Raw genomic sequence first — 23288 nt, 5'->3', positions numbered from 1 at the left:
ATCCAGCCCCTCGCTGCCTCAACTCACACCAACCGCTTGATCTGCTTATGCCGCCACACCAACCGGTAATAAGCCGTCTGCAACCCCAACATCACCAGATAAGTCACCGGGAACGCCATCCACACCCCTTCCAGGCCAAAGTGTGCATTGAGCAGGTACGCCATCGGCAGCTCCACACCCAGCACGCAGAAGATCGAGATCGCCACCGGCATCAGCACCACGCCGCTGGCGCGCATGATGCCGCCAATCACCGCCTGGAAGCCGAACACCAGAATGCTCCAGAGCATGATGTGCAGCAGGTGTTCGGCCTGGACCCGCGCCTGGTCATCGGTGATGAACAGGCCCAGTAGCCAGTGGGACAACACGTAGCCAAGCACGATCAGGCTCCCGGTCAGGCACAGGTTGATGGCAAGGCCGGTGCGCAGGATCGGCCCGATGCGTTCCAGGCGCCCGGCGCCAATGGCCTGGGCGCCGAGGATCGAGGCGGTGATGGCAATCGACAGCGCCGGGAATTGCACATAGTTGACGATCTGCGTCACCGCGCCATACGCCGCCGTGGCCTGGGAGCCGTGGCCGTTGACCAGTGCCAGGATCACCAGCTCCGACAACGACAGCACCACCATCTGCAAGCCGGTGGGCAGGCCAATGCGCAGGACTTTGCCGAGGATCGCCCGGTCCAGGCGCAAGGCCGCCAACAATGCGCGATCCGGCGCCATCACATGGTTTTTATGGCGCAGGCGCAGCACCAGAAACAGCATGGCCACGGCGTTGGCCACGAGGCCAGCATAGGCCGCGCTCTGGATGCCCATGGGCGCCAGCCCCAGCCAGCCGCGGATCAGGGCCGGGGTCAGCAACAGGCCAACCACCGTCGAGACCATCAGCGCCAGCAGCGGCGACACCGTATCGCTCACGCCCCGCAGCAGTTGGGTGTAGAGGATGAACACCAGCAGCAGCGGCATGATCAGCATCATCACCTGGGCATAGCCGACGGCGTCGTCCAGCACATCCAGCGGCGTGCCCAATGCCTGCATGGCCGGGCGCGCGAACAGGCTGCCGAGCACGGCGGCGAGGATCCCGATCAACGCGCCCAAAGTCAGGGTCGCGCCAGTGATGACTTTGACCAGCGCCGTTTCCCCCGCGCCCCAGGCCTGGCCGATCAGCACCGAAGCGCCCGCCCCCAGGCCGATCACCAGGGCGATAAAAAAGAACACGATGGGAAACATCCCCGACACGGCCGCCAGCGCCTGGGTGCCAAGCATTTGCCCGACATAGATGCCGTTGAGGGTGCCGGAAAAACTCTGGAGGAAGTTGGACAGCACCATCGGCGCAAGAAAGAACAGGTACACCTGCCACAGCGGGCGTTGCAAAGGGTTCTGCATGAAAAGCGGGGCCTCGGAATGACACAGCGACCGAGGGGTTATAGCGTATTGGATCCGATCCTGCTGTGTTTTAAACCGCTACCCACCTATCCCAGCATTTCCCGAAGCCGATACCACAACATGCCCAGCGCCAGTAACGGCGAGCGTAAAGCCTTGCCGCCGGGAAAGGTCATGTGCGGCACCCGGCTAAAGGTGTCCAGGCCCTGGCTGACACCTGCGTGGATCCCCTCGGCCAGCAACCGCGCGCACCAGTGCGTGACATTGAGCCCATGCCCCGAATAACCCTGGGCGTAAAACACGTTGGGGTACTGCTGCAACCGTCCAACCTGGGGGAAACGATTGGCGGTAATCCCGATTTTGCCGCCCCATTGGAAGTCGATGGCGGTGTTGGCCAGTTGCGGGAATACCTTGAGCATCTTCGGCCGCATATACGCAGCGATATCCACCGGATCACGCCCCGAATAATGACAGGCGCCGCCGAACAACAGCCGACGGTCCGCCGAAAGCCGGTAGTAGTCCAGGCCGACTTTCTGGTCGCACAGCGCCAGGTTCTGTGGGATCAACTCGTCGGCGAGCGCAGCCGGCAACGGCTCGGTGGCGATGATATAGCTGCCGGCCGGCAGCACCTTGCCACTCAGGCGTGGCTCCAGTTCGTCGAGGTGTGCATTGCACGCCAACACCAGGCTGCCGGCCCGTACGGTGCCACCGGCGCAGCGCACCTGCACGGTGTCGCCATGGCTCAGTTGCAACGCCGGGCTGTGCTCGAAAATCCGCACGCCCAGCGCCTCGGCCACGCGGGCTTCGCCCAACACCAGGTTCAGCGGATGCAAGTGGCCCGAGCCCATGTCCACCAAACCACCGGCGTACAGGGTTGAGCCGACCACCTGCGCCATGTCCTGCGCCGCCACCAGCCGGGTTTGCGCCATGTAACCCAGGGTGGCCAGGCTGTCCAGCTCGCCCTGGAACGCGGCGAATTGCGCCGGCGTGTTGGCCAACTCGCAAAAGCCCCAGCGCAGGTCGCAGTCGATCCCGTGCTCACGGATGCGCTCACCCACCAAGGCCACCGAATCGATCCCGGCCCGTTGCAGGTAACGCACGCCCTCCTCGCCCACGTACCGGGTAAAACCCGAAACGTCATGGCCAATACCCCGGATCAACTGCCCGCCATTGCGCCCGCTGGCACCCCAGCCAATGCGCCGGGCTTCCAGAAGGATCACCGACAGGCCGCGCTGGGCCAGTTCGATGGCGGTGTTGACGCCGGTAAAGCCGCCGCCGATCACACACACATCGGCACTCAGGTCCGCAGCCAGTGCCGCGCGCTGGGGCATGGCATTGGCCGACGCCAGGTAATAGGAACGGGCATGGTCTTGGGACTGGTTCATCGGTTGGACTTCACTTTGCTCCAGGCCCGGGTCATCACACGCATGATGGCGGGGCTGGGGGTGGTGGAAATGTACAGTTTGTCGAGCACGTCCTGGGGCGGGTACACCTCGGGATTGTTCACCAACTCCGGCGCCATGAAGGCCTTCGCCGCCAGGTTGGGGTTGGCGTAGCCGACGTAGGTACTGACCTTGGCAATCACCTCGGGGTCCAGCAGGTCGTTGATAAACGCGTGGGCCTGTTGCGGGTTGGTGGCGTCTACGGGAATCGCCAGCAAATCGAACCACAGGTTGCTGCCCTCCTTGGGAATCGCATAGGCGATGTTCACGCCGTTCTTGGCTTCCCTGGCGCGGTTGGCCGCCTGGAACACATCGCCGGAGTAACCGAAGGCCACACAGATATCACCGTTGGCCAGGTCCGAGATGTACTTGGAAGAATGGAAATAGGTGATGTATGGGCGCAGCGTCAGCAACTTGGCTTCGGCCTTTTCATAATCGCTGACCTTCTCGCTGCGCGGGTCCATGCCCATATAGTTGAGGATCGCCGGGAATGCTTCATCCGCCGAGTCCAGGAATGCCACGCCGCATTGCTGCAGCTTCTTCAGGTTCTCGGGCTCGAACATCACCGCCCACGAATCAATGTGGTCGATGCCCAGCACTTGCTTGACCTTGTCGACGTTATAGCCAATGCCATTGGTGCCCCACAGGTACGGCACCGCATGGGCATTGCCGGGGTCGTTCTGCTCCAGCAGCTTGAGCAGCTTGGGGTCCAGGTTCGGGTAGTTGGGCAATTGCGCGCGGTCCAATTCAAGAAACGCGCCGGCCTTTACCTGACGCCCCAGAAAGTGATTGGACGGCACCACCACGTCATACCCGGTGCGCCCCGCCAGCAGCTTGCCCTCCAGGGTTTCATTGGAGTCGAACACGTCGTAGACCACCTTGATCCCCGTCTTGGCCTGGAAGTCGGCCAGGGTGGTCTCGCCGATGTAATCGGTCCAGTTGTAGACACTGACCGTCGGCGCGGCATGGCTGGCGCTGCTGAACACCGCAGCCAGGGCCAGTGGGAGAAGCTGTTTGACGAGACGCATATCGACACCTTTTTTATGGTTGATGGTGGAGTCAGACACTCAGCAGCAGGAACTCACGCTCCCAGGAGCTGATCACCCGCTTGAAGTTTTCATGTTCGGCACGCTTCACCGCGACATAGCCCCGCACGAACTTGTCCCCCAAGTACTGCTTGACCGTATCGCAGGCCTCCATGCGCGCCAGGGCATCTTCGATGGTGATCGGCAGGCGCAGGTTGCGGCGCTCATAGGCACGGCCTTCGACCGGGGCGCTCGGTTCGATCTTTTCGATCATCCCCAGGTAGCCGCACAGCAGGCTGGCGGCGATGGCCAGGTAGGGGTTGGCATCGGCCCCCGGCAGACGGTTTTCGACGCGCATCGCCTCGGCGCTGGAGGTCGGCACACGCAGGCCGACGGTGCGGTTTTCTTCGCCCCACTCCACGTTGACCGGGGCCGAGGTGTCGGGCAGGAAGCGGCGGAACGAGTTGACGTTGGGCGCGAACATCGGCAGCAGCATCGGGATGTATTTCTGCAGGCCGCCAATATGATGCAAGAACAGCGGGCTCTTCTGCCCGTCGGCATCGACAAACACCGGCTTGCCCGTGGCGATCTCCACCACGCTCTGGTGCAGGTGCATGGCGCTGCCCGGCTCGTCGGCCACCGGTTTGGCCATGAAGGTCGCGGCCACATTGTGCTTGAGCGCCGCTTCGCGCAGGGTGCGCTTGAACACGGTGATCTGGTCGGCCAGGTCGAGGGCGTCGCCGTGGCGGAAGTTGATTTCCATCTGCGCCGGGCCGTCTTCGTGGATCAGCGTGTCGAGGTCCAGGCCCTGGGCTTCGCACCAGTCATAGACATCTTCAAACAGCGGGTCGAACTCGTTGGCCGCGTCGATGGAGAACGACTGGCGCCCGGTTTCGGCACGCCCGGAACGGCCCACCGGGGTTTTCAACGGCAGGTCCGGGTCTTCGCAGCGCTGGGTCAGGTAAAACTCCATTTCCGGCGCGACAATCGGCTGCCAGCCCTGGTCGGTATACAGTTGCAGGACTTTTTTCAGCACATTGCGCGGCGACAACTCGATGGGGTTGCCCTGCTTGTCGAAGGTGTCGTGGATCACGATGGCGGTGGGTTCGATGGCCCAAGGCACCACGTAGGTGGCGTTGGCCACCGGGCGGCAGATCATGTCGATATCGGCCGGGTCCAGCAGGTCGTAATAGATGTCGTCGTCGACAAAATCCCCAGTTACCGTTTGCAGCAACACACTTTCCGGCAGGCGCATGCCACGCTCATGCAAGAACTTGTTGGTGGGCGCAATCTTGCCGCGGGCAATGCCCGTCAGGTCGCTGATCACGCATTCGACTTCGGTAATCTTGTGTTCTTTCAGCCAGGTGGACAGCTGATCGAAAGGGGCATTCATAAAGACCTCGGCATGGGTTGGGTGCTGCGCCGGCTTGTACTTGCGGCGCATTGAGGTCTATCTTGGGCCAGCCTTACCCAGGCATCTATCCACTTTGCACGACCCACAACGCACCAATAGAGTGCGCACGGATCACCCATGACACAGGCAACCGCTTTGCGCGTACAGGCCTTCACCACCGGTGATGTGGCCGCCCAATGCAGTGCGACACCCGGTTGGGTGCAGCAGTACCAGCAGATGTCCCCGGGGCATTTTGCCGGGCAGATCCGCTACCTCGACCTGCAGGGGGTGCAGGTGTACGAAGAGTGCATGAACACCCGCGTCGAGCAGCACTTCAACGCGCCGCCAGGCGCCCTGGCCTTCTGTTTCGACGGCAGCGACAACGCGCTGTACCTGCTCAATGGCGAAAGCCGCAACACCTGGATCACCCCGGAAAACTACCGGGAAGTGGCGGTGGTGTTCGGCCCGCAGTTCGTGCAACGCCATGGCCTGGATGTGGCCAGGCTCGAAGGCCTGTTCATGGCGCCGTTGACCTGCCAACAGAACGCGCTGTTCAGCCGCTGGCTCAGTGGCACCCTGACGCGCTTGTCCTGCGAGATCGACCCGATCAGCCGCGACGCCCTCACCCGGCAACTGCTCGACGATTGCCTGTTTATCCTCGACAACGCCTGTGTGTGCCTGGACCGCCACTCATTGCAGCGCCGCAGCGAAGAACGCCGGTTGATGGCGCGCATTGGCGCGTGGGCGGCGGATGCGCCGGATGAAACCGTCAACCTGCTGCAACTGGCGCAGATCGCCGGCGTGCCGCTGCGCCAGTTGCAGCAGGGCTTCAAGACCTACACCGGGATGAGCCCGGCGCAGTGGTTGCGCCTGCGCCGGTTGAACGGCGCGCGGCGCGAGTTGTTGAGCTCAGCGGGTTCCACCGTGGCGCAGGTCGCGATGAACTGGTCGTTCTGGCACCTGGGGCGGTTTTCCAACAGCTACCGCGCGTTGTTCAAGGAACTGCCCAGCGAAACCCTCAAGCGTCATGGTTGATACACGCTCAACCCTGTAGGAGCGGGCTTGCTCGCGAAAGCGGTGTGTCAGGCAATGAATGTCTGACTGACCCACCGTATTCGCGGGCAAGCCCGCTCCCACATTTGATTGCTATCAGGCTGGAGATTTGAGGAAGAGGCTCAGCAACTGATTCACCTGCTCCGCCGCCTCCAACTGCACCATATGCCCCTGCCCCGGCAAGATCTCAACCTGGGCCTGCAACCCCTGGGCATGCCGCACCGGAATGATCGCATCGTCACTACCCCAGATCACCAGGCTGGGTTGCTGCCCCACCACTGCACGCAGGTCAAGCATCTGCCGACCGCCATCAAACAGCTTGGCATTGAGTTGCCGCAACGCCTGGTCCACCCCCTCCAGGCGCTTGAACTTGAGCATGTCCTCCAGCATCTGCCGCGTGACCAACGCCGGGTCGCTGAACAGTTGCACCAGTTGCGGCTTGAGCGCGTTGCGGTTGTTGGCTTCGGTGAAGCCTTGCAAGTAGTCACCGTTGATATCCGCACCCAGGCCGGCGCTGGCGATCAATACCAGCGAGGCAACCCGCTGCGGTGCCTGGCGCGCCACCGTCAACGAAACCAATCCGCCCATGGAATGCCCTGCGAGGTGCACGCGTTCAAGCTTGAGGTGATCGAGCAACGCCAGTACCGCCAGGCTCAACTCCTCGGCATCGCCACTGTGCAAGTGCTTGCCCGACTCGCCATGCCCCGGCAGGTCCAGGGCGATCACCCGGCGCTCGGCAGCCAGGGCCGGATGGTTGAACAGCCAGTTGTTCAAGTCGCCACCAAACCCGTGGATCAGCACCAGCGGTATGCCGCCCTCGCCAAGGTCGAGATAACGCAGCAGGCGCCCGCCCAACTCGACTTTCTGCGCACTCGGCCCCGACGCCTGCGCCTCGGCGCTGCTGGAGACAAAGCCGGCATTGAAGCGGTCGATCACCGTATCAATCTCTGCGTCGGTGGCTTCGCCCTCCACCACAATCGCTAGCAATGCGCCGACCGGCAACGTCTCGTCGCTCAGGGCCAAAACCCGGCGCAACACCCCACTGAACGGCGCCTCGACACTGCTGGAGATCTTGTCGGTCTCCACGTCGAGCACTTCCTCGCCCTTCTCTACCCGGTCGCCCGGCTGCTTGAGCCAGACATCGACCCGGCCTTCGGTCATCGACAGCCCCCACTTGGGCATGGTCAAGGTATGGATCATGCCGCAGTCCTCTTGTCAGCGATCTTGCGCACCGCGGCCTCGATCTTCGCCGCGTCGGGGATGTACAGGTCTTCCAGGGCATCGGAAAACGGCACCGGCGTGTGCGGCGCGGTGACCATCTCGATTGGCGCGCGCAGGCAGGAAAATCCGCGCTGGGCCACCAGGGCGCTGATATCCGTGGCGATGGAGCAGCGCGGGTTGGACTCGTCGATCACCACCAGGCGCCCAGTTTTCTCCACGCTCTCGAGGATGCTGTCTTCATCCAGCGGGCTGGTGGTGCGCAGGTCCAGCACTTCGCAGTCGATACCCTGGCGCGCCAGGTTGGCCGCAGCCTCCAGGGCGATATGCACCATGCGCCCGTAGGTCACCAGGGTCACATCGTTGCCTTCGCGCACAAAGTTGGCCTCGCCGAAGGGCACGGTGTACAGCTCCTCCGGCACTTCGCCTTGCAGGCTGTAGAGCATCTTGTGTTCGAGGAAAATCACCGGGTCGTTGTCGCGGATCGCCTGGATCAGCATGCCCTTGGCGTCATAGGGCGTGGCCGGGCACACCACCTTCAAGCCCGGGATGTGCGTCCACATCGAGGTGAGCATCTGCGAATGCTGGGCCGCTGCGCGCAGGCCGGCGCCGTACATGGCGCGTACCACCAACGGCGTGGTGGTCTTGCCGCCGAACATGTAGCGAAACTTGGCGGCCTGGTTGAGCAACTGGTCGAGGCAGCAGCCGATAAAGTCGACGAACATCAACTCGCACACCGGGCGCATGCCCCGGGTGGCGGCGCCGACGGCCATGCCCACGTAACCGACTTCGGACAGCGGCGCATCCAGCACGCGGTCAGGGAACTGCGGGTACAGGCCCTTGGTCACCCCCAGTACGCCGCCCCAGGCATCCTGCTCGCCAGGGGCGCCGGTGCCGCCGGACACGTCCTGGCCGATGATAAAGACACTCTGGTCGCGTCGCATTTCCTGGGCCAGGGCTTCGTTGATTGCCTGCTGATAACTGATTTTACGAGCCATGAAATTCTCTCCGGGTCTTGTTGTTATGAGCGGTAGGCGACGTAGACATCGCTGAGCAGGTCGGCGGCCTGGGGCTTGGGATCGGACTTGGCCAGGCGCACGGCGTCGTCGATCAACTGCGCGACTTCGGCGTCGATGCGCTCGAACTGCGCCGCCTGCAACCAGCCTTCGGCGCTGCAGCGCTGGCGGAACAGCGCCAGGCAATCCTGGGTTTCGCGCAGGTTTTTCACCTCGTCACGGCCGCGATAGGTTTGCGCATCGCCTTCAAAGTGGCCGTAGAAGCGGTGCAACTTGACCTCGACCAGGGTCGGCCCCTCGCCCTGGCGCGCCCGCGCCACCGCCACGCCCAGCGCCGCGTGGACGGCAAAAAAATCATTGCCATCGACAATCACCCCCGGCATGCCAAAACCTACGGCGCGCTCGGCAATGTCCTTGCACGCCACCGACCAGCCGGAACCGGTAGCTTCGGCATAACCGTTGTTCTCGGCGACGAACAGGCATGGCAGCTTCATGATCGCGGCCAGGTTCATCGCCTCGAACACCGCGCCTTCGTTGGAACCGCCGTCGCCAAAAAATGCCACGGCCACGCCCTGGCTGCCCTTGAGCTTGGATGCCAGGGCCGCGCCCGCCGCCAGCGGTGCACCGGCGCCGACAATGCCGTTGGCGCCGAGCATGCCCTTCTCCTGGTCGGCAATGTGCATGGAGCCGCCCTTGCCGCCGCAGACCCCGGTTTTCTTGCCGTAGATCTCGGCCATCATACCGAACACATCCACGCCCTTGGCGATGCAATGGCCGTGGCCACGGTGGTTGGAGGCGATGCAATCTTCATCGTTGAGATGGGCCATGACTCCGGCGGCGCAGGCTTCCTGGCCGGCATACAGGTGCACGAAACCGGGGATCTCGCCGGTGGCGAATTCCACGTGCAGGCGCTCTTCGAAATCACGGATGGTGCGCATCACGGTGTAGGCATGCAGCAGTTGATCGGTGGACAGGTGAGTGGACATCTTGTTGTTCTCCAGGTTGCCTCGACACACAAAAGGCTGGCTGCGGCCAGCTGCAACCTGTTCAGCACAGCCTGTGCCAAGGCGCGGCAAAACCTGGCAAAGCCTTGATCCAGAGCAGTGCCGTGCGGTTGTGCCGGTGCGGCATGCCACCGCACAATGAGACGGCGCATTGCAGCGTGCAGGCTGCGTCTCAGGCAGGATGAGACGTTGCGTCTCAAGGCGGGCAGTTGGTCAGGCCGCCCTTGTCCCCCTGCGCCCGCGGGCGCTTAATGGCGGGCATAACAACAAAGATCGAGAACCGGAGGCCTTATGCTCGCCGCGAACTCCAGAGAGCACGTCGACTGCGTCAGTCGCGTGGTCCGCAATGCCGACCGCCTGCCCCAGGCACCGGTGCCGTCGCTGATTTTCGATTCATGGCGCCGCTCCATGGAACAACACCACCTGGACCCCGGTTCCCTGCAGGGCCCGCGGATCCTCAGCGAGCCGCTGCTCAAGGAATGCCGCGAGCGCGCCGAACTGTTCATGCGCATTGCCAGCGAGCAAGTCAGCCAACTGCACCACCGCGTGCGCCACGCCGACTACTGCGTGATGCTCACCGACGCCCAGGGCCAGACCATCGACCACCGCGTAGACGCGGCCATCCGCAGCGACTGCCGCAAGGCCGGCCTGTACCTGGGCACCTGCTGGTCGGAAGCCGAAGAAGGCACCTGCGGCGTGGCCACGGTGCTGACCAGCAAGGCAGCGGTGACGGTGCACAAACGCGACCACTTCCGCGCCGCCTTTATCAACCTGACCTGCTCCGCCGCGCCGATCTTCGACCCCCAGGGCAACCTGCTGGGGGTGATGGATGCCTCGGCGCTGCAATCCCCGGATGACCGTCGCAGCCAGCACCTGGTGCGGCAGATGGTGGCGCAGAGCGCCCAGGCCATCGAAAACGCCTTCTTCATGCACAGCGCCGCCAAGCACTGGGTGCTTCAGGCCCACAGCACACCAGGTTATGTCGACAGCCAACCCGACCTGCTGCTGGCCTGGGACCACGACGGGCGCCTGCAAGCCTTGAACAGCAAGGCCCGCCAGGCACTGCGCCGGCGTTTTGGCCAGGTGCCGGTGCATATCGGCGAGGTGTTCGACCTCGATGCCCTGCGCGCAATGACCGATCAGTCGGTCCAGCAACTGCAGTGGCTGGGAGAACCTGGGGTGCTGCAAGTGCGCGTCAACACCCCGCGACGCCAACCGGCGCGGGCGCTGCCGAGCTCCCAGGTCGACCCACGCGTGGAAGAACACCTGCGCCTGGCCGTGCGGGTCAAGGATCGCAACCTGCCGGTGCTGGTGCAGGGTGAGACCGGGGCCGGCAAGGAAGTCTTCGCCCGCCAACTGCACGCCCGCAGCGCGCGCCGCGACGGGCCATTCGTGGCGGTGAACTGTGCGGCGATCCCGGAGAACCTGATCGAAAGCGAGTTGTTCGGCTATGTCGCCGGCGCGTTTACCGGGGCGTCCAGCAAGGGCATGACCGGGCTGTTGCAGCAGGCCCACGGCGGCACGCTATTTCTCGATGAAATCGGCGATATGCCCCTGGCCCTGCAAACACGCTTGCTACGGGTGATGGCCGAAGGTGAAGTGGCCCCGCTGGGCGCGGCAAAAACCCGCGCGGTGGATATCCAGGTGATCTGCGCCAGCCACCGCGACCTGGCGACCCTGGTCAGTGACGGGCGTTTCCGTGAAGACCTGTACTTTCGCCTGGGCTGCGCCCGCGTCACCCTGCCGCCCCTGCGCGAGCGCACCGACAAACTGGCGTTGATCAACCGGCTGCTGGAACAGGAGGCCCGCAGCAGCGGGGTCACGGTCGGCATCGGCCAGGCTGCGCTGGAGTTGCTGCTGGGCTATGCCTGGCCGGGCAATGTGCGGCAACTGCGCCATGTGCTGGCGTATGCCTGTGCGGTGTGTGAAGGCGGCACGATCCAACTGGCGGACTTGCCGGTGGAGGTGCGTGGTGAGCGGCTGGAGCTCGAGCTTGAGCAAAGTATGAGCCCGGAGCGGCAAGTGGTGCTGGATGCCCTGGTACGCCATCGCTGGAAGCCATTGCCGGCGGCGCAGGCGCTGGGAATTTCCCGCGCGACCCTGTATCGCCGGGTCAAGCAGCTGGGCATTGATATGCCGGGTAAACACCCCTGACCCAATGCAATCCAAATGTGGCTTGCCAGCGATAGCGGTGGGTCAGCCAACTTCCATCCCAGCAATGCCGCCGCCATCGCAGCCTCGCCAAGGCTCGACAGCTCCTACATTGATCCTCAGGGGTTGGAAGATTGCATTTCACTGCCACCGCAGGATGCATACGGCACTCAATGTACTGAAGATCCAATGTAGGAGCTGGCTTGCCAGCGATAGCGGCGGGTCAGCCAACATCAACTCCAACAATGCCGCCGCCATCGCAGCCTCGCCAAGGCTCGACAGCTCCTACATTGATCCTCAGGGGTTGGAAGATTGCATTTCACTGCCACCGCAGGATGCATACGGTACTCCATGTACTGAAGATCCAATGTAGGAGCTGGCTTGCCAGCGATAGCGGTGGGTCAGCCAACATCAATCCCAGCAATGCCGCCGCCATCGCAGCCTCGCCAAGGCTCGACAGCTCCTACATTGATCCTCAGGGGTTGGAAGATTGCATTTCACTGCCACCGCAGGATGCATACGGTACTCAATGTACGACGATCCAATGTAGGAGCTGGCTTGCCAGCGATAGCGGTGGGTCAGCCAACATCAATCCCAGCAATGCCGCCGCCATCGCAGCCTCGCCAAGGCTCGACAGCTCCTACATTGATCTTCAGGGTCTGGAAGATTGCATTTCAGCTGCCAGTGCAGGATGCATACGGCACTCAATGTACGACGATCCAATGTAGGAGCTGGCTTGCCAGCGATAGCGGTGGGTCAGCCAGCATCAATCCCAGCAATGCCGCCGCTATCGCAGCCTCGCCAAGGCTCGACAGCTCCTACATTGATCCTCAGGGTTTGGAAGATTGCATTTCACTGCCACCGCAGGATGCACACGGTGCTCAATATACGAAGATCCAAGCCCGCTCCCAGATTTTTTACCGAGTCGAGTCTGGGGGTTAGCGGTACACGAGGCCACCGTCGATCAACGGCGCCTGCCCGGTCATGTAGTCCGAATCCGGGCCGGCCAGGTAAGCCACCAGCCCCGCCACATCCTCCGGCGTTTCTGCACGGCCCAGGGCAATCCCATCCACGTACTTCTTGTACGTCGCCCTCACTGGCGCGCCGGTAATCTCGGCCATGCGCTTGTCGATCTCGACCCACATATCGGTGCCCACCACGCCCGGGCAATAAGCATTCACCGTCACCCCCGCGCTTGCCAGTTCCTTGGCCGCCGCCTGGGTCAGGGCGCGCACGGCAAACTTGGTCGCCGAGTACACGCCCAGCAGGGCAAAGCCTTCATGCCCGGCAATCGAGCAGGCATTGATGATCTTGCCCTTCTGCTTGAGCGCCTTGAACTTATTGCCGGCAGCCTGGATGCCCCACAACACGCCCTGCACGTTGATGCCCAGGGTGCGTTCGACCTGTTCCGGAGTCACGTCCAGCAGCGAATCGATCTGCGCCACCCCGGCGTTGTTGACGATGATGTCAAAGCCACCCAGGGTCTGGTGCGCATGCTCGACCGCCGCGACCACCTGTTCACGCTTGGACACGTCGGCGATGAACACCGAGGCCTTGCGCCCAAGTGCCACCACCTCGGCCGCCACGGCTTCGAGCTTGGCGCCATTGATGTCGACCAGCGCGATATCCGCCCCGTCCCGCGCCAGGCGCAGGGCGATGGCCCGGCCAATGCCTTGCCCGGCACCGGTCACCAGTGCAACTTTTCCAGCGATACCCATGATGATCTCCTGCAACGATAAGCGAAGCCTTGTCTATCGCAGGTGTGGGGTCACGCTGTCGAGGCCCGGACGGATTGGCGTGGGGCTTGAGACGCAACGTCTCAAACAGCCAGGCCAAGGCGAGTACTTGTAAAGACGCGCACTTATGCCTAGCTTATGCGCCCCCGCCCCGCGCTTTAAGGCCTTGCCCCCATGGTTTTGCGTTTTCGCCCCGTCGTCACCTCACATTTGGCCTTCGGCCTGCTGCTCAGCGGCGGCATTGGCAACAGCCTGGCGGCTGAGCTGGAACTGCCGGCGCTGAACATCCAGGGCCAGGATGAGTCCGGTTATCGTGCGCAAAGCGCGTCGGTCGGCGGCTTCGATGAGGCGCCGCTGCTCGACACCCCGGCCTCGATCACCGTGATCAATGCCGCGCTGATCAAGGACCAGCAGGCACGCCTGCTCAGCGAAGTGCTGCGCAACGACGCCTCGGTGGGCGAAAGCTACGCACCGATTGGCTACTACGAAAATTTCGTGGTCCGGGGCTTTTCCCTGAATGCCGCCAGCAGCTACAAGATCAACGGCCGCACCATCACCGGCGAGCAGAACGTGGCCCTGGAAAACAAGCAGCGGGTGGAGTTGCTCAAGGGCCTGGCGGGCCTGCAAAGCGGGATTTCCGAGCCCAGCGGCGTGATCAACTACGTGACCAAGCGCCCGGAAGACGTGCGCTCGGTCACGGTGTCCACCGATGATCGCGGCAGCGGCTATATCGCCACCGACGTCGGCGGCTGGTTTGGCAGCGAGCAGCAATTTGGCTTGCGCGCCAACGTCGCCCATGAAGACCTCAATTCCTATGTCGAGCACGCCAATGGCCAGCGGGACTTTGTATCCCTGGCCTTCGACTGGAACATCAGCCCCGACGCCGTGCTGCAACTGGATGCCGAATACCAGGACAAACAACAGCGCTCGGTGCCCGGCTACCAGTTGCTCGGCGGCACCGAAGTGCCCCACGACGCCTCACCGAAAAAACTGCTCGGCCACCAGAGCGGCGCCAAGCAGGTGGGGATCGACTCGCTGAACCTCAACGGCAAGTTCGAGTACCGCTTCAGTGACCAGTGGAAAGGCAGCGTCAGCGCGGCCCGCAGCAAGGTGGTGATTGATGACTACAGTTCGTTTGCCTGGGGTTGCTACGGCTCCCCAAGCTGCGAAGGCGTCAAAGTGCCGAACTACTTCAGCCCGGAAGGCAACTACGATATCGCTGACTACCGCAGCCCTGACGACACCCGGCGCAATGATGAAGTCCAGGCGGCCATGACCGGCCTGTTCAGCACGGCCGGCCTGAGCCATGAACTGACCTTCGGCACCAGCGCTTTTCGCCGGGTGATCGACAAGCGCAAGTCAGTCAATGAATACGTCGGCAGCGGCAATATCGATCAGGACCCGGAAACCTTCCCGCCCACCGACAAGCCCCTGCACGACAGCCACCGGCGCCTCGACAGCCGCCAGTACGGGTTGTTCGTTACCGACCGCATCAGTTTCAACGAGCAATGGCAAACCGTGCTCGGTGGCCGCGAAGTGCGCCTGGATGAAAAAGCCTTCGATCGATATGGCGTGCAGGAGCGTCACACCCAGCAGTACGAGTTCCTGCCCAACGCTGCGCTGATCTACAAGCCAGTGGAAAACATCTCGCTGTACACCAGCTACAGCAAGGGCCTGTCACTGGGCGGTGAGGCACCGTGGTATGCGAGCAACGATGGGGAAATCCTCGCCCCGACCGTCTCGCGGCAGATCGAAGCCGGGGTGAAATACGACTGGCGCCGCATCAGCTTCGCCGCCGCAGTGTTCCAGACGCGCCAGGCCTACCAGTACGCCAAGCCAGACAGCGCCGGCGAATTCACCTACGTGCAGCAGGGCCAGCAGAAGAACACCGGGCTGGAACTGTCCGCCAACGGCTGGGCCACCGAGCGTCTGCAGATCGCCACCAGCGTGGCGGCGATTCGGGCACGGGTGAACGGTAGCGGCACCCCGCAGTACGAAGATCACCAGACAATCAACGTGCCCAAGCTGCGCGCCAGTGTGTACGCCGACTACGCCCTGCCCTGGGTCAACGGCCTGGCAGTGCTCGGCGGCGTGCAATACAGCGCCAGCAAGAACGCCAACCGCACCGGCAATGTGGAAGTGGGGGATTATGCGCTGGTCAACATCGGCAGCCGCTACACCACCAAAGTCGATGGCTATGAAACGGTGTTGCGCCTGAGCGTCGACAACCTGTTCGACAAGCGCTACTGGCGTGATGCGGGCGAATACATGGGCGATGACTACCTGTTCCAGGGTGCACCATTGACGGCGCGCCTGAGTGCTTCCATCAACTTCTAACCCCGATCCAATGGGAAACCTGGCTTATGTGGGAGCTGGCTTGCCAGCGATGGCATCACCTCGGTGCATCTGTAAGACCTAGGCGCCTGCATCGCAGGCAAGCCAGCTCCCACACAAGCCAGCTCCTACATTGGCCAGCGCCTACCCTTGAATGTCGTTACTTGGGCATCTTGCGAAAGCCCACCGCCAGGCGGTTCCAGCTGTTGATGGTGGCGATGGCCACGCTCAGGTCAACCTGCTCGGCGGCGCTGAACTCGGCATTGAGCAACGCATAATCTTCATCCGCCGCGTGGGTCTGGCTGATCAGCGTCAAGCTTTCGGCCCAGGCCAGGGCGGCACGCTCGCGCGGGGTGAAGAACGGCGTTTCGCGCCAGGCCGAGAGGGTGTACAGGCGCCGTTCGGTCTCGCCGCCCTTGCGTGCATCGGCGGTGTGCATGTCCAGGCAGAAGGCGCAGCCGTTGATCTGGGAGACGCGCAGGCGCACCAGTTCGAGCAGCGGCAGTTCAATGGACAGTTTGCCGACGGCGGCTTCCAGGGCGAGCATGGCTTTCATGGCGTCAGGGGACGCGGTGTAGAAATCGGTGCGGGCGTGCATTGTGTGACTCCTGGACAGTGGGAATTGGCGCCCAGCTTAATCACCCCACTGCCTCGCACAAATAGCCAATCCTGACGAAGAACAGGTAGCCAATGCCAGGCGCTTCAGGCCCGGCTGCGCAGCCAATGCAAGAAGCCCTTTTTCACCGGCACGATGGGTGCGTCCTGGGTCAGGTGCTGGGCGGCGTGCAGGCGGAAATCCAGGAGGTTCTGCATGGCCTCGCTGATGTCGTGGCGCGCGTCCAGGCACGGCTTGAGGTATTCCTTTTCGATGCGATAGAGGGTGCAGTAGGTCTTGGCCACAAAGTCCGCGGGCACGCTTTGCTCCCCCAGAATCCCCGCTTCGCCAATCACCTCGCCCGGCCCCATGCGCCCGGCTTCGAATTTGTGCCCGGCCTTGACCAGCATCACCGAAACCACCCCGGACTCAATGATAAACAGGTGATCGCTGACCTCCCCGGTCGGCAGGATCATCTCGCCGGCGCGGAAGGTGTGCAGGGTCATGTTCTGGCTGAAGGTTTCCTTCTCTTCCTGGCGCAGGGTCGAGAAGATATTCGAGCTTTCCAGCAGTGCACGTGCGGGCGTGGTGGCCGGCGAGGTCGGGCTTTCGGCGCTGGACAACAGGCTTACGCCGGCCGCCTGCAAATGCCGGTAGGCCAGGTCATAAAGCTGGTTGCGCACCTCGCGCTTGAGGGCCATGGCCGGCACAAAGCCGCTGATTTCATATTCCACGCCCCCCCCGGTGGAGGTCTTGAACGCCACACTCGGCGCCGGCTTGGCCAGCAATTGCCGGCAACCTTGCATGGCCCGTTCCAGGGCTTCCAATACCGTTTGCGGGCGCGCGTGAGGGCTGACTTGCAGGCTCACCGCCAGGCCGAACATGTCGGCCGGGCGCGAGAAGTTGATGATCTTGGCCTTGGCCGCCAGCGAGTTGGGGATCACCGCCATGCTGCCCTGGGAGGTTTGCAGGCGCGTGGCGCGCCAGTCGATATCCGTCACCCGGCCTTCGGTGCCGTCGATGGAGATCCAGTCATCGAGTTGGTAGGGCTTGGTGGTGTTGAGCACAATCCCGGAGAACACGTCGCTCAAAGTACTTTGCAACGCCAGGCCGACGATGATCGCCACCGCGCCGGAGGTGGCCAGCACGCCCTTGACCGGCAGGTCGAGCACGTAGGCCATGGCCGCGATGATCGCGATCAGGAAGATCACCGCGCCCATCAGGTCTTGCAGCAAGCGCCCGGTGTGGCCGACCCGCTGCATCATCAAGGCCCCGAGCAACACCGTCAGGGTGCGCGCGGCGAACAACCACCAGCCGATCTGCAAGGCGGTGGCGGCCAGGTGCAGTGGGGTGTTGTCGGCATAGGGCGCCAGTTGCATGGGGTTCATGCCGTCGTTGAACAGCACGGCACTGAACACGGCGAAGATGCCCAGGCGCGCGATCAGTTTCCAGTTGCCGGAACTGGCTGAAAACAGACGCCAGACGACGATATCGATAAGGATCAGCGCCAGGGCGCACAGCATCGGGTGAGCGGAGATGAAAGACAGCATCCAGGCGACTCCAGGGCGAATGCCCTGAAGATCGCATGAAATGGCGTTGGCGGGTATAGGACACCCCCAATCAGCGGGAGGCGCCGTGCATTTGGCCGAACTGGCCAGACTGGAAGTCGGCGAAGGCCTGGTGAATCTCTTGCTCGGTGTTCATCACGAACGGGCCGTGACCGACGATGGGCTCGTCGATGGGTTCACCACTGAGCAGCAGCACCATGGCGTCGGCGTTGGACTCCAGGCTGATCTGCGCGCCATCACGCTCGAACAGCACCAATTGCCCTTCGCGTGCCAGTTCCTGACCGTTGACTTGCACGGTGCCTTTGAGCACCACCAGCGCGGTATTGCGCCCGGCGTGCAGGTCCAGGGTCACGGCCTTGCCGCCGTTGAGGCGCAGGTCCCACACGTCAATCGGCGTGAAGGTGCGCGCCGGCCCTGTGCGGCCCGCGAACTCACCGGCGATCAGGCGCAGGCTGCCGGCGCCATTGGCCAGGGGCAACGACGGGATATCGCCGTCGAGGATGGTCTGGTAGCCGGCCTCGCTCATTTTGTCCTTGGCCGGCAGGTTGACCCACAGTTGCACCATTTCCAGGGCCCCGCCCCGTTTGGCGAAGGCTTGGGAATGGAACTCCTCGTGCAGGATCCCTTTGGCCGCAGTCATCCACTGCACATCGCCCGGGCCGATGGTACCGCCGGCGCCGGTGGAATCACGGTGCTCGACTTCGCCTTCGTAGACGATGGTCACGGTTTCAAAGCCGCGATGGGGATGCTGGCCTACGCCACGCCGCTGGTTGGTGGGGGTGAAATCCGCCGGGCCGGCGTGGTCCAGCAGCAGGAACGGGCTGATGTGCTTGCCCATGGTGTCGTAGGAAAACAGCGTGCGAACCGGGAAACCGTCGCCTACCCAGTGGCTGCGTGGGCTGGTGTAGATACCGATGATGTTTTTCATGAGGGTCCTCCAATGTGCATACACCTTAAATCCAATACCAATAAGGCGGTAGACAGCGGATTTGGCTCGCATCGTTCCATACATGGGACGACTTGATGGCGGCGTGTCATAAAATACGTGAATGATAATGACTCGTAGTAATATCCCCGCTCTCCCGCTCAACTCCCCCGAGGGCCGCCATGCCATTTGCCCCTGCGCCTGTAGCGCCGCGCGTCCTGGTGGTGGACGACCACCGCAAGATCCGCGAGCCGCTGGCCATCTATTTGCGTCGCCACACCTTCGAGGTGCGCACCGCTGAAGATGCAGCGGGCATGTGGCAACTGCTCAAGACCCAGGCCTTCGATGTGATCGTGCTGGATGTGCTGCTACCCGATGGCGACGGTTTTGAGCTGTGCAACCAACTGCATCGGCGCAGCAACACCCCGGTGATCCTGTTGACCGCCCGCGACGCCGCCGCCGACCGCATTCGCGGCCTGGACCTGGGCGCCGACGACTACATCACCAAGCCCTTCGAACCCCGTGAACTGGTGGCGCGCATCCACAGCGTGCTGCGCCGCCAGGGCCGCAGCCAGGCCCCCATGGCGCCGGCCAGCCGCAGCTACGGCTTCGCCGGCTGGCACTTCAGCGCCATCAGCGCACTGCTGACCCGCGCAGGCTGCCCGCCGATCCAACTGAGCACCGCCGAAAGCCGGCTGCTGCAAGTGTTCCTCGAGCATCCCAACACCCTGTTGCCCCGCGAGCGCCTGATCGACCTGACCGCCGCCGCCGACAGTGATGTCAGTGACCGCACCATCGACCGCCAGGTCAGCCGCCTGCGCCGCAAACTGGCCCACGACGGCGCGGCGGCGGACCTGTTGCGCACCATCTGGGGCGGCGGCTACCTGCTGGCGGCCGACGTCACCCCGTGCGCCGCTTGAACCGCTGGCGCCGCCTATGGCCGCGCACCCTGGTGCAGCAACTGAGCCTGTTGTTGCTGCTGGCGCTGCTGGCCTCCAACGCCATCGCCATGCTGTTCCTGCAACGCACCGGCAGCCTGATCCACCCGCTGTCGCGCAGTTTCAGCCTGGAACGCCTGGTGATCGCACACCATGCCGCCGGCCTGGGCGGCGAAGAGCCGGCGCACCTGTTGGCCGCGATGAACACCGAGAACGCACGTTTCTGGATCGCCCCCCGGGCCGAAGTCGAGCCGTTTGAACTGCGCCCCGAAGAACGGCGCCTGGCCAACGAACTGCGCCAACACCTGCAACTGCCGCCAGACGTGCCCATCGGCATGCAATTGGAACGCATCAGTGGTGCCAACGCCCGCACCCATGTGTTCAGCCCCGCCGGCTGGGCGCCCTTGCGGTTGCGCAGCAGCATCGCCCTGCCGGACGGCCAGTACCTGAATGCGCTGCAGCATCCCGCCGGGGCGTATGAATGGGGCCGCGTATTGGCCTACAGCCTGCCGGTGACCACGGTGCCGGTGCTGCTGATCGTGATGTTTTTCATCGCGCGGGTGGTGCGCCCGGTGAAAACCCTGGCCCAGGCCACCGAACGGGTCAGCCGGGGCGAATGGATCGCACCGCTGCCCTTGAGCGGCCCCCAGGAAGCCCGTGACTTGACCACCGCCTTCAACACCATGCAGGCCAACCTGGCGCGGCATGTCGAAGGGCGCACGCGGATGTTGGCGGCGATCAGTCACGACCTCAACACCCCGCTCACCGAACTGCGCTTGCAGGTTGAGTTGCTGGAGCCAGGCCCTGAGCGGGACGACATGCTCGACAGCCTCGGCGAGCTGAGCGCCATGGTGCGCGAAACCCTGAACTTCGTGCGCGACGACGCCGTGCAGGAAGCCACCCGCCGAACCTCGTTGAGCGCATTACTGGATGACCTGGCCAAGCGTTACCGGCGCCTGCAACAACCAGTGACCTGGCTGGGCGCCCCGCCGCTGCTGCTCGATTGCCGGCCGCTGGCGCTCAAGCGCGCCCTGGCCAACCTGATCGACAACGCGGTCAAACATGGCGGCGATGCCTGTATCAGCCTCAAGCGCGAGGATACGGGGGTGCTGTGCGTGGAGATTCTCGACCATGGCAGCGGCCTGCCCCAGGACTGGCTGAACAAGGTGTTCGAACCCTTCGTACAGCTGGGCGCCAGCGGCGGTGGCCTGGGGTTGGGCCTGGCGATTGCACGGTCGTGCATCCAGGCCCATGGCGGCGAACTGCTCCTGGAGAACCGCCCACCGGCAGGTCTCTGCGCGGTGGTGCGGTTGCCTGCAGCGCCTTAGAAGTTGAGCGTGGCCCCCATCCACAAGGTGCGCCCGTAGTTCACGGTGCCGTAGGTCTCGTCGTCCAGGCGCTTGTTGGCCAGGTTATTGAGGGAGGCATTGAGGGTCAGGGATTCGGTCGCATCAAAGGAGCCGCCCAGGTCGGCGGTGGTGTAGCCCGGCGCCGGTTTTTCACTGGTGATGGTGTTACCGGTTTCCTCACCGTAATAGCTCAACGAAGCCCAGGCCTGGGCGCGGTCGTTGATACTCCATTCGCTACGCACATTGGCCTTTTGCTTGGGGGTCAAGGCCAGGGGCGCGCCAGCGTTGGCACCGGTTTTCTGTTCGGAATCGGTGTAGGTGTAGTTGGCCTTGAGCAGCACGCTGGGGTTGATATCCCATTGGCCGTTGAGCTCCACGCCCTGGATGATCGCCTTATCGACGTTGACCCGCTCCATGATGGTGTAGCCGTTCCAGCGCTGGTCGGTGGTGACGGTGGACAGCTTGTCCTGGAAGTCGTTGTAGAACAGGGTCGCGCCCGCCGACAGATCGTCACGGTTGCTCCACAGCGCCGAGACTTCGTAGTTGGTGCTGGTTTCCGGCTTGAGGTCGGGGTTGCCGAACATCACGAAACGGTTGCGCCGCAGGTAGGCGTAGTCCGCCACCACCGCGCGGATCTCCGGGGCCTTGAAGCCACGGGCGATGCCGCCCTTGAACGTCCACTGCTCGCTGGCGCGCCACACCCCATACAGCCGTGGGCTGACATGGGCACCGTATTCTTCGTGATGATCCAGGCGCAGGCCGGTGGTCAGGGCGAAGCTATCGGTGACCGACCATTCGTTCTCGGCAAACAGGGCTTTTTGCACCACCGAGAACTCGTAGTCCACACGGTCGCCCAGGCCCTGGTTCCAGTCGGTCAGCTGGCTTTCGTTCCACTGCATGCCCACGGTGCTGACGTTATGGGCCGTGGGCACCACCAACTTGGCGTCGAACACACTGTTCTTGACCTCGGGCTTGCGTCCGAAAATATCGGTTTGGGCCGGCGTGGCGCGGCCTTCGCGGGTGGAAGTTTCCTGGGCAAAGGCAATGTCCGAGGTGGCCCAGCCCCAGCGGCCCTGGTGCGACAGCGACCAGTGATCGCGGTTGTTTTCCTGCTCGCGGGTGGCCCAGTTGGCGCTGATCCCATCGCCGTTTTTCAGGCGCGTGGCGCCGGCTTCAAGAAGAATGTCGTGGTCGATGCCCGGGGTGAAGGCCAGGCGCGCGGTGAGGTCGCGGTGATCGGCTTTACTGAAGCCATTGGTCTGCTCAATATCGTCATCGGCCTGGCGGTCGAGGTAACGGCCCCACACCTGTAAGCCGAGCAGGTCTTCCTTGAGCGGGCCGCTGAGGTAGAACTGGGTCTGGCGCGCATTGCCCTGGTCGCTGTGCTGGCGGGCCGAGTAGTCATAGCCAATGGAGCCGCCCCACTGCGGCGACACCTTGCGCGTGATCACGTTGATCACCCCGCCGATGGCATCGGAACCGTACAGCGACGACATCGGCCCGCGCACCACTTCGATGCGCTCGATGGCGGCCGCCGGCGGCACAAAGCTCTGCTCGTAGCCACTGTTGCCATTGACCCGCGACTCCCGGGCGCTCTGGCGTTTGCCGTCGACCATGATCAGCGTGTAGTCGGCGGGCATGCCACGGATCGAGATGTCGGTTTCATTGGCCCCGCCATTCACCGTGACGCCCTCGACATCCCGCACCGCATCGCCCAGGTCGCGGTACGACTTGCGGCGCAAGGCCTCGCCATCGATCACCGTGACCGAGGCCGGCGCGTCTTCGACATTCTGTGCAAAGCCCGAGGCGGTCACCACCACCTCATTGAGTTGCAGTGACGCAGGCTCATCGGCGTGAGCGTTGAGACTGCCAGCCACCAGCAGGGCCAGCGGCGCAAAACGAAAAGCAGGAAGCATGGGCGTAGACCTTCAGGATTCATCTCAAAAGAGAATCGTAATCATCTACGCCCGGATAACTTGGACAAAGTGTGACAACTGCACCGGCATGCGCTTTTGTAGGCGCTGGCTTGCCAGCGATGGCGGCAGGCCCGCCAATGGATTTATCGACTGATACACCGCGATCGCCGGCAAGCCGGCTCGTACAAAACCTGATCGAGGGCTGGCTTAAATAATATTTCGGTCGTAATATTCATGGAAATATTACGA

The 23288-nt window shown here is 63.3% G+C and carries 17 protein-coding genes; 5 read left to right on the top strand and 12 right to left on the bottom strand.

Annotated features, from left to right (window positions below; translation table 11 throughout):
• Positions 1-23: 23 nt before the first annotated feature.
• The 4 genes from ACSSVH_RS09190 to ACSSVH_RS09175 all read right to left on the bottom strand — a co-directional run bounded on the left by ACSSVH_RS09190 (position 24) and on the right by ACSSVH_RS09175 (position 5236).
• A complete protein-coding gene (locus tag ACSSVH_RS09190) occupies positions 24-1379 on the bottom strand; it encodes an MATE family efflux transporter (RefSeq protein ID WP_492634395.1) in 1356 nt (451 codons plus the stop codon).
• A gap of 86 nt (positions 1380-1465) precedes the next feature.
• Complete coding sequence (locus ACSSVH_RS09185) at positions 1466-2761, bottom strand: NAD(P)/FAD-dependent oxidoreductase (protein ID WP_492634394.1); 1296 nt, start codon at positions 2759-2761, stop codon at positions 1466-1468.
• Positions 2758-3846, bottom strand: coding sequence for a polyamine ABC transporter substrate-binding protein (locus ACSSVH_RS09180; RefSeq protein ID WP_492634393.1), 1089 nt, complete (start codon positions 3844-3846; stop codon positions 2758-2760). Before ACSSVH_RS09180 ends, ACSSVH_RS09185 begins: the two co-directional genes overlap by 4 nt.
• Before the next feature lie 31 nt (positions 3847-3877).
• Positions 3878-5236 carry a glutamine synthetase family protein gene (locus ACSSVH_RS09175; RefSeq protein ID WP_169957335.1) on the bottom strand — a complete coding sequence of 453 codons (1359 nt, stop codon included), beginning with the start codon at positions 5234-5236 and terminating at the stop codon, positions 3878-3880.
• A 138-nt stretch (positions 5237-5374) separates the two neighbouring features.
• Between ACSSVH_RS09175 and ACSSVH_RS09170 the strand changes: the two genes are divergently transcribed.
• Entirely contained in the window at positions 5375-6271 is an 897-nt protein-coding gene (locus ACSSVH_RS09170; protein ID WP_172314251.1) for a helix-turn-helix domain-containing protein, read from the top strand.
• A gap of 114 nt (positions 6272-6385) precedes the next feature.
• Here ACSSVH_RS09170 and ACSSVH_RS09165 read toward each other — a convergent pair whose 3' ends face one another.
• Genes ACSSVH_RS09165 through ACSSVH_RS09155 form a run of 3 tightly spaced genes read right to left on the bottom strand, consistent with a single transcriptional unit; the run spans position 6386 to position 9509 of the window.
• Positions 6386-7489 carry an acetoin dehydrogenase dihydrolipoyllysine-residue acetyltransferase subunit gene (locus ACSSVH_RS09165; RefSeq protein ID WP_169957331.1) on the bottom strand — a complete coding sequence of 368 codons (1104 nt, stop codon included), beginning with the start codon at positions 7487-7489 and terminating at the stop codon, positions 6386-6388.
• Complete coding sequence (locus ACSSVH_RS09160) at positions 7486-8505, bottom strand: alpha-ketoacid dehydrogenase subunit beta (protein WP_169957330.1); 1020 nt, start codon at positions 8503-8505, stop codon at positions 7486-7488. The genes ACSSVH_RS09165 and ACSSVH_RS09160 overlap by 4 nt, the downstream gene beginning before the upstream one ends.
• Positions 8506-8528: 23 nt before the next feature.
• Positions 8529-9509 carry a thiamine pyrophosphate-dependent dehydrogenase E1 component subunit alpha gene (locus ACSSVH_RS09155; RefSeq protein ID WP_057445001.1) on the bottom strand — a complete coding sequence of 327 codons (981 nt, stop codon included), beginning with the start codon at positions 9507-9509 and terminating at the stop codon, positions 8529-8531.
• Positions 9510-9818: 309 nt separating this feature from the next.
• On the opposite strand from ACSSVH_RS09155, the gene ACSSVH_RS09150 reads away from it, so the two are divergent.
• On the top strand, positions 9819-11681 hold the full coding sequence (locus ACSSVH_RS09150; protein WP_492634392.1) for a sigma-54-dependent Fis family transcriptional regulator: 1863 nt from the start codon (positions 9819-9821) through the stop codon (positions 11679-11681).
• Between the two features lie 935 nt (positions 11682-12616).
• Here ACSSVH_RS09150 and ACSSVH_RS09145 read toward each other — a convergent pair.
• Positions 12617-13396, bottom strand: a complete 780-nt coding sequence (locus tag ACSSVH_RS09145) for an acetoin reductase (protein WP_492634391.1) — start codon at positions 13394-13396, stop codon at positions 12617-12619.
• A 192-nt stretch (positions 13397-13588) separates the two neighbouring features.
• On the opposite strand from ACSSVH_RS09145, the gene ACSSVH_RS09140 reads away from it, so the two are divergent.
• On the top strand, positions 13589-15751 hold the full coding sequence (locus ACSSVH_RS09140) for a TonB-dependent siderophore receptor (protein WP_492634390.1): 2163 nt from the start codon (positions 13589-13591) through the stop codon (positions 15749-15751).
• A gap of 157 nt (positions 15752-15908) precedes the next feature.
• Here the strand turns inward: ACSSVH_RS09140 and ACSSVH_RS09135 are convergent, their stop codons facing one another.
• The 3 genes from ACSSVH_RS09135 to ACSSVH_RS09125 all read right to left on the bottom strand — a co-directional run bounded on the left by ACSSVH_RS09135 (position 15909) and on the right by ACSSVH_RS09125 (position 18839).
• The gene (locus ACSSVH_RS09135) at positions 15909-16346 is read right to left on the bottom strand and encodes a carboxymuconolactone decarboxylase family protein (protein WP_172314687.1); all 438 of its coding nucleotides are present in this window, start codon (positions 16344-16346) and stop codon (positions 15909-15911) included.
• A 104-nt stretch (positions 16347-16450) separates the two neighbouring features.
• Complete coding sequence (locus tag ACSSVH_RS09130) at positions 16451-17893, bottom strand: mechanosensitive ion channel family protein (RefSeq protein ID WP_169957182.1); 1443 nt, start codon at positions 17891-17893, stop codon at positions 16451-16453.
• A gap of 70 nt (positions 17894-17963) precedes the next feature.
• Positions 17964-18839: a pirin family protein gene (locus tag ACSSVH_RS09125; RefSeq protein WP_492634389.1), complete on the bottom strand. Its 876-nt coding sequence runs from the start codon at positions 18837-18839 to the stop codon at positions 17964-17966.
• A 179-nt stretch (positions 18840-19018) separates the two neighbouring features.
• Here ACSSVH_RS09125 and ACSSVH_RS09120 point away from each other — a divergent pair, with 179 nt between their 5' ends.
• Together ACSSVH_RS09120 and ACSSVH_RS09115 are read left to right on the top strand one after the other, a co-directional pair.
• Entirely contained in the window at positions 19019-19756 is a 738-nt protein-coding gene (locus ACSSVH_RS09120) for a response regulator (RefSeq protein WP_169957178.1), read from the top strand.
• A gap of 29 nt (positions 19757-19785) precedes the next feature.
• Positions 19786-21102: an ATP-binding protein gene (locus tag ACSSVH_RS09115; protein WP_492634706.1), complete on the top strand. Its 1317-nt coding sequence runs from the start codon at positions 19786-19788 to the stop codon at positions 21100-21102.
• On the opposite strand, the gene ACSSVH_RS09110 is transcribed toward ACSSVH_RS09115, so the two are convergent.
• Positions 21099-23039 (bottom strand): TonB-dependent receptor domain-containing protein, encoded by a 1941-nt coding sequence (locus tag ACSSVH_RS09110; RefSeq protein ID WP_492634388.1) that lies wholly within the window; start codon positions 23037-23039, stop codon positions 21099-21101. The genes ACSSVH_RS09115 and ACSSVH_RS09110 overlap by 4 nt on opposite strands.
• Between the last annotated feature and the right edge of the window lie 249 nt (positions 23040-23288).

It is taken from the genome of Pseudomonas sp. HC1(2025) (assembly GCF_058742075.1).
The sequence above is the reverse complement of the archived record's forward strand: the minus strand, read 5'-3'. Positions and strand labels throughout refer to the sequence as shown.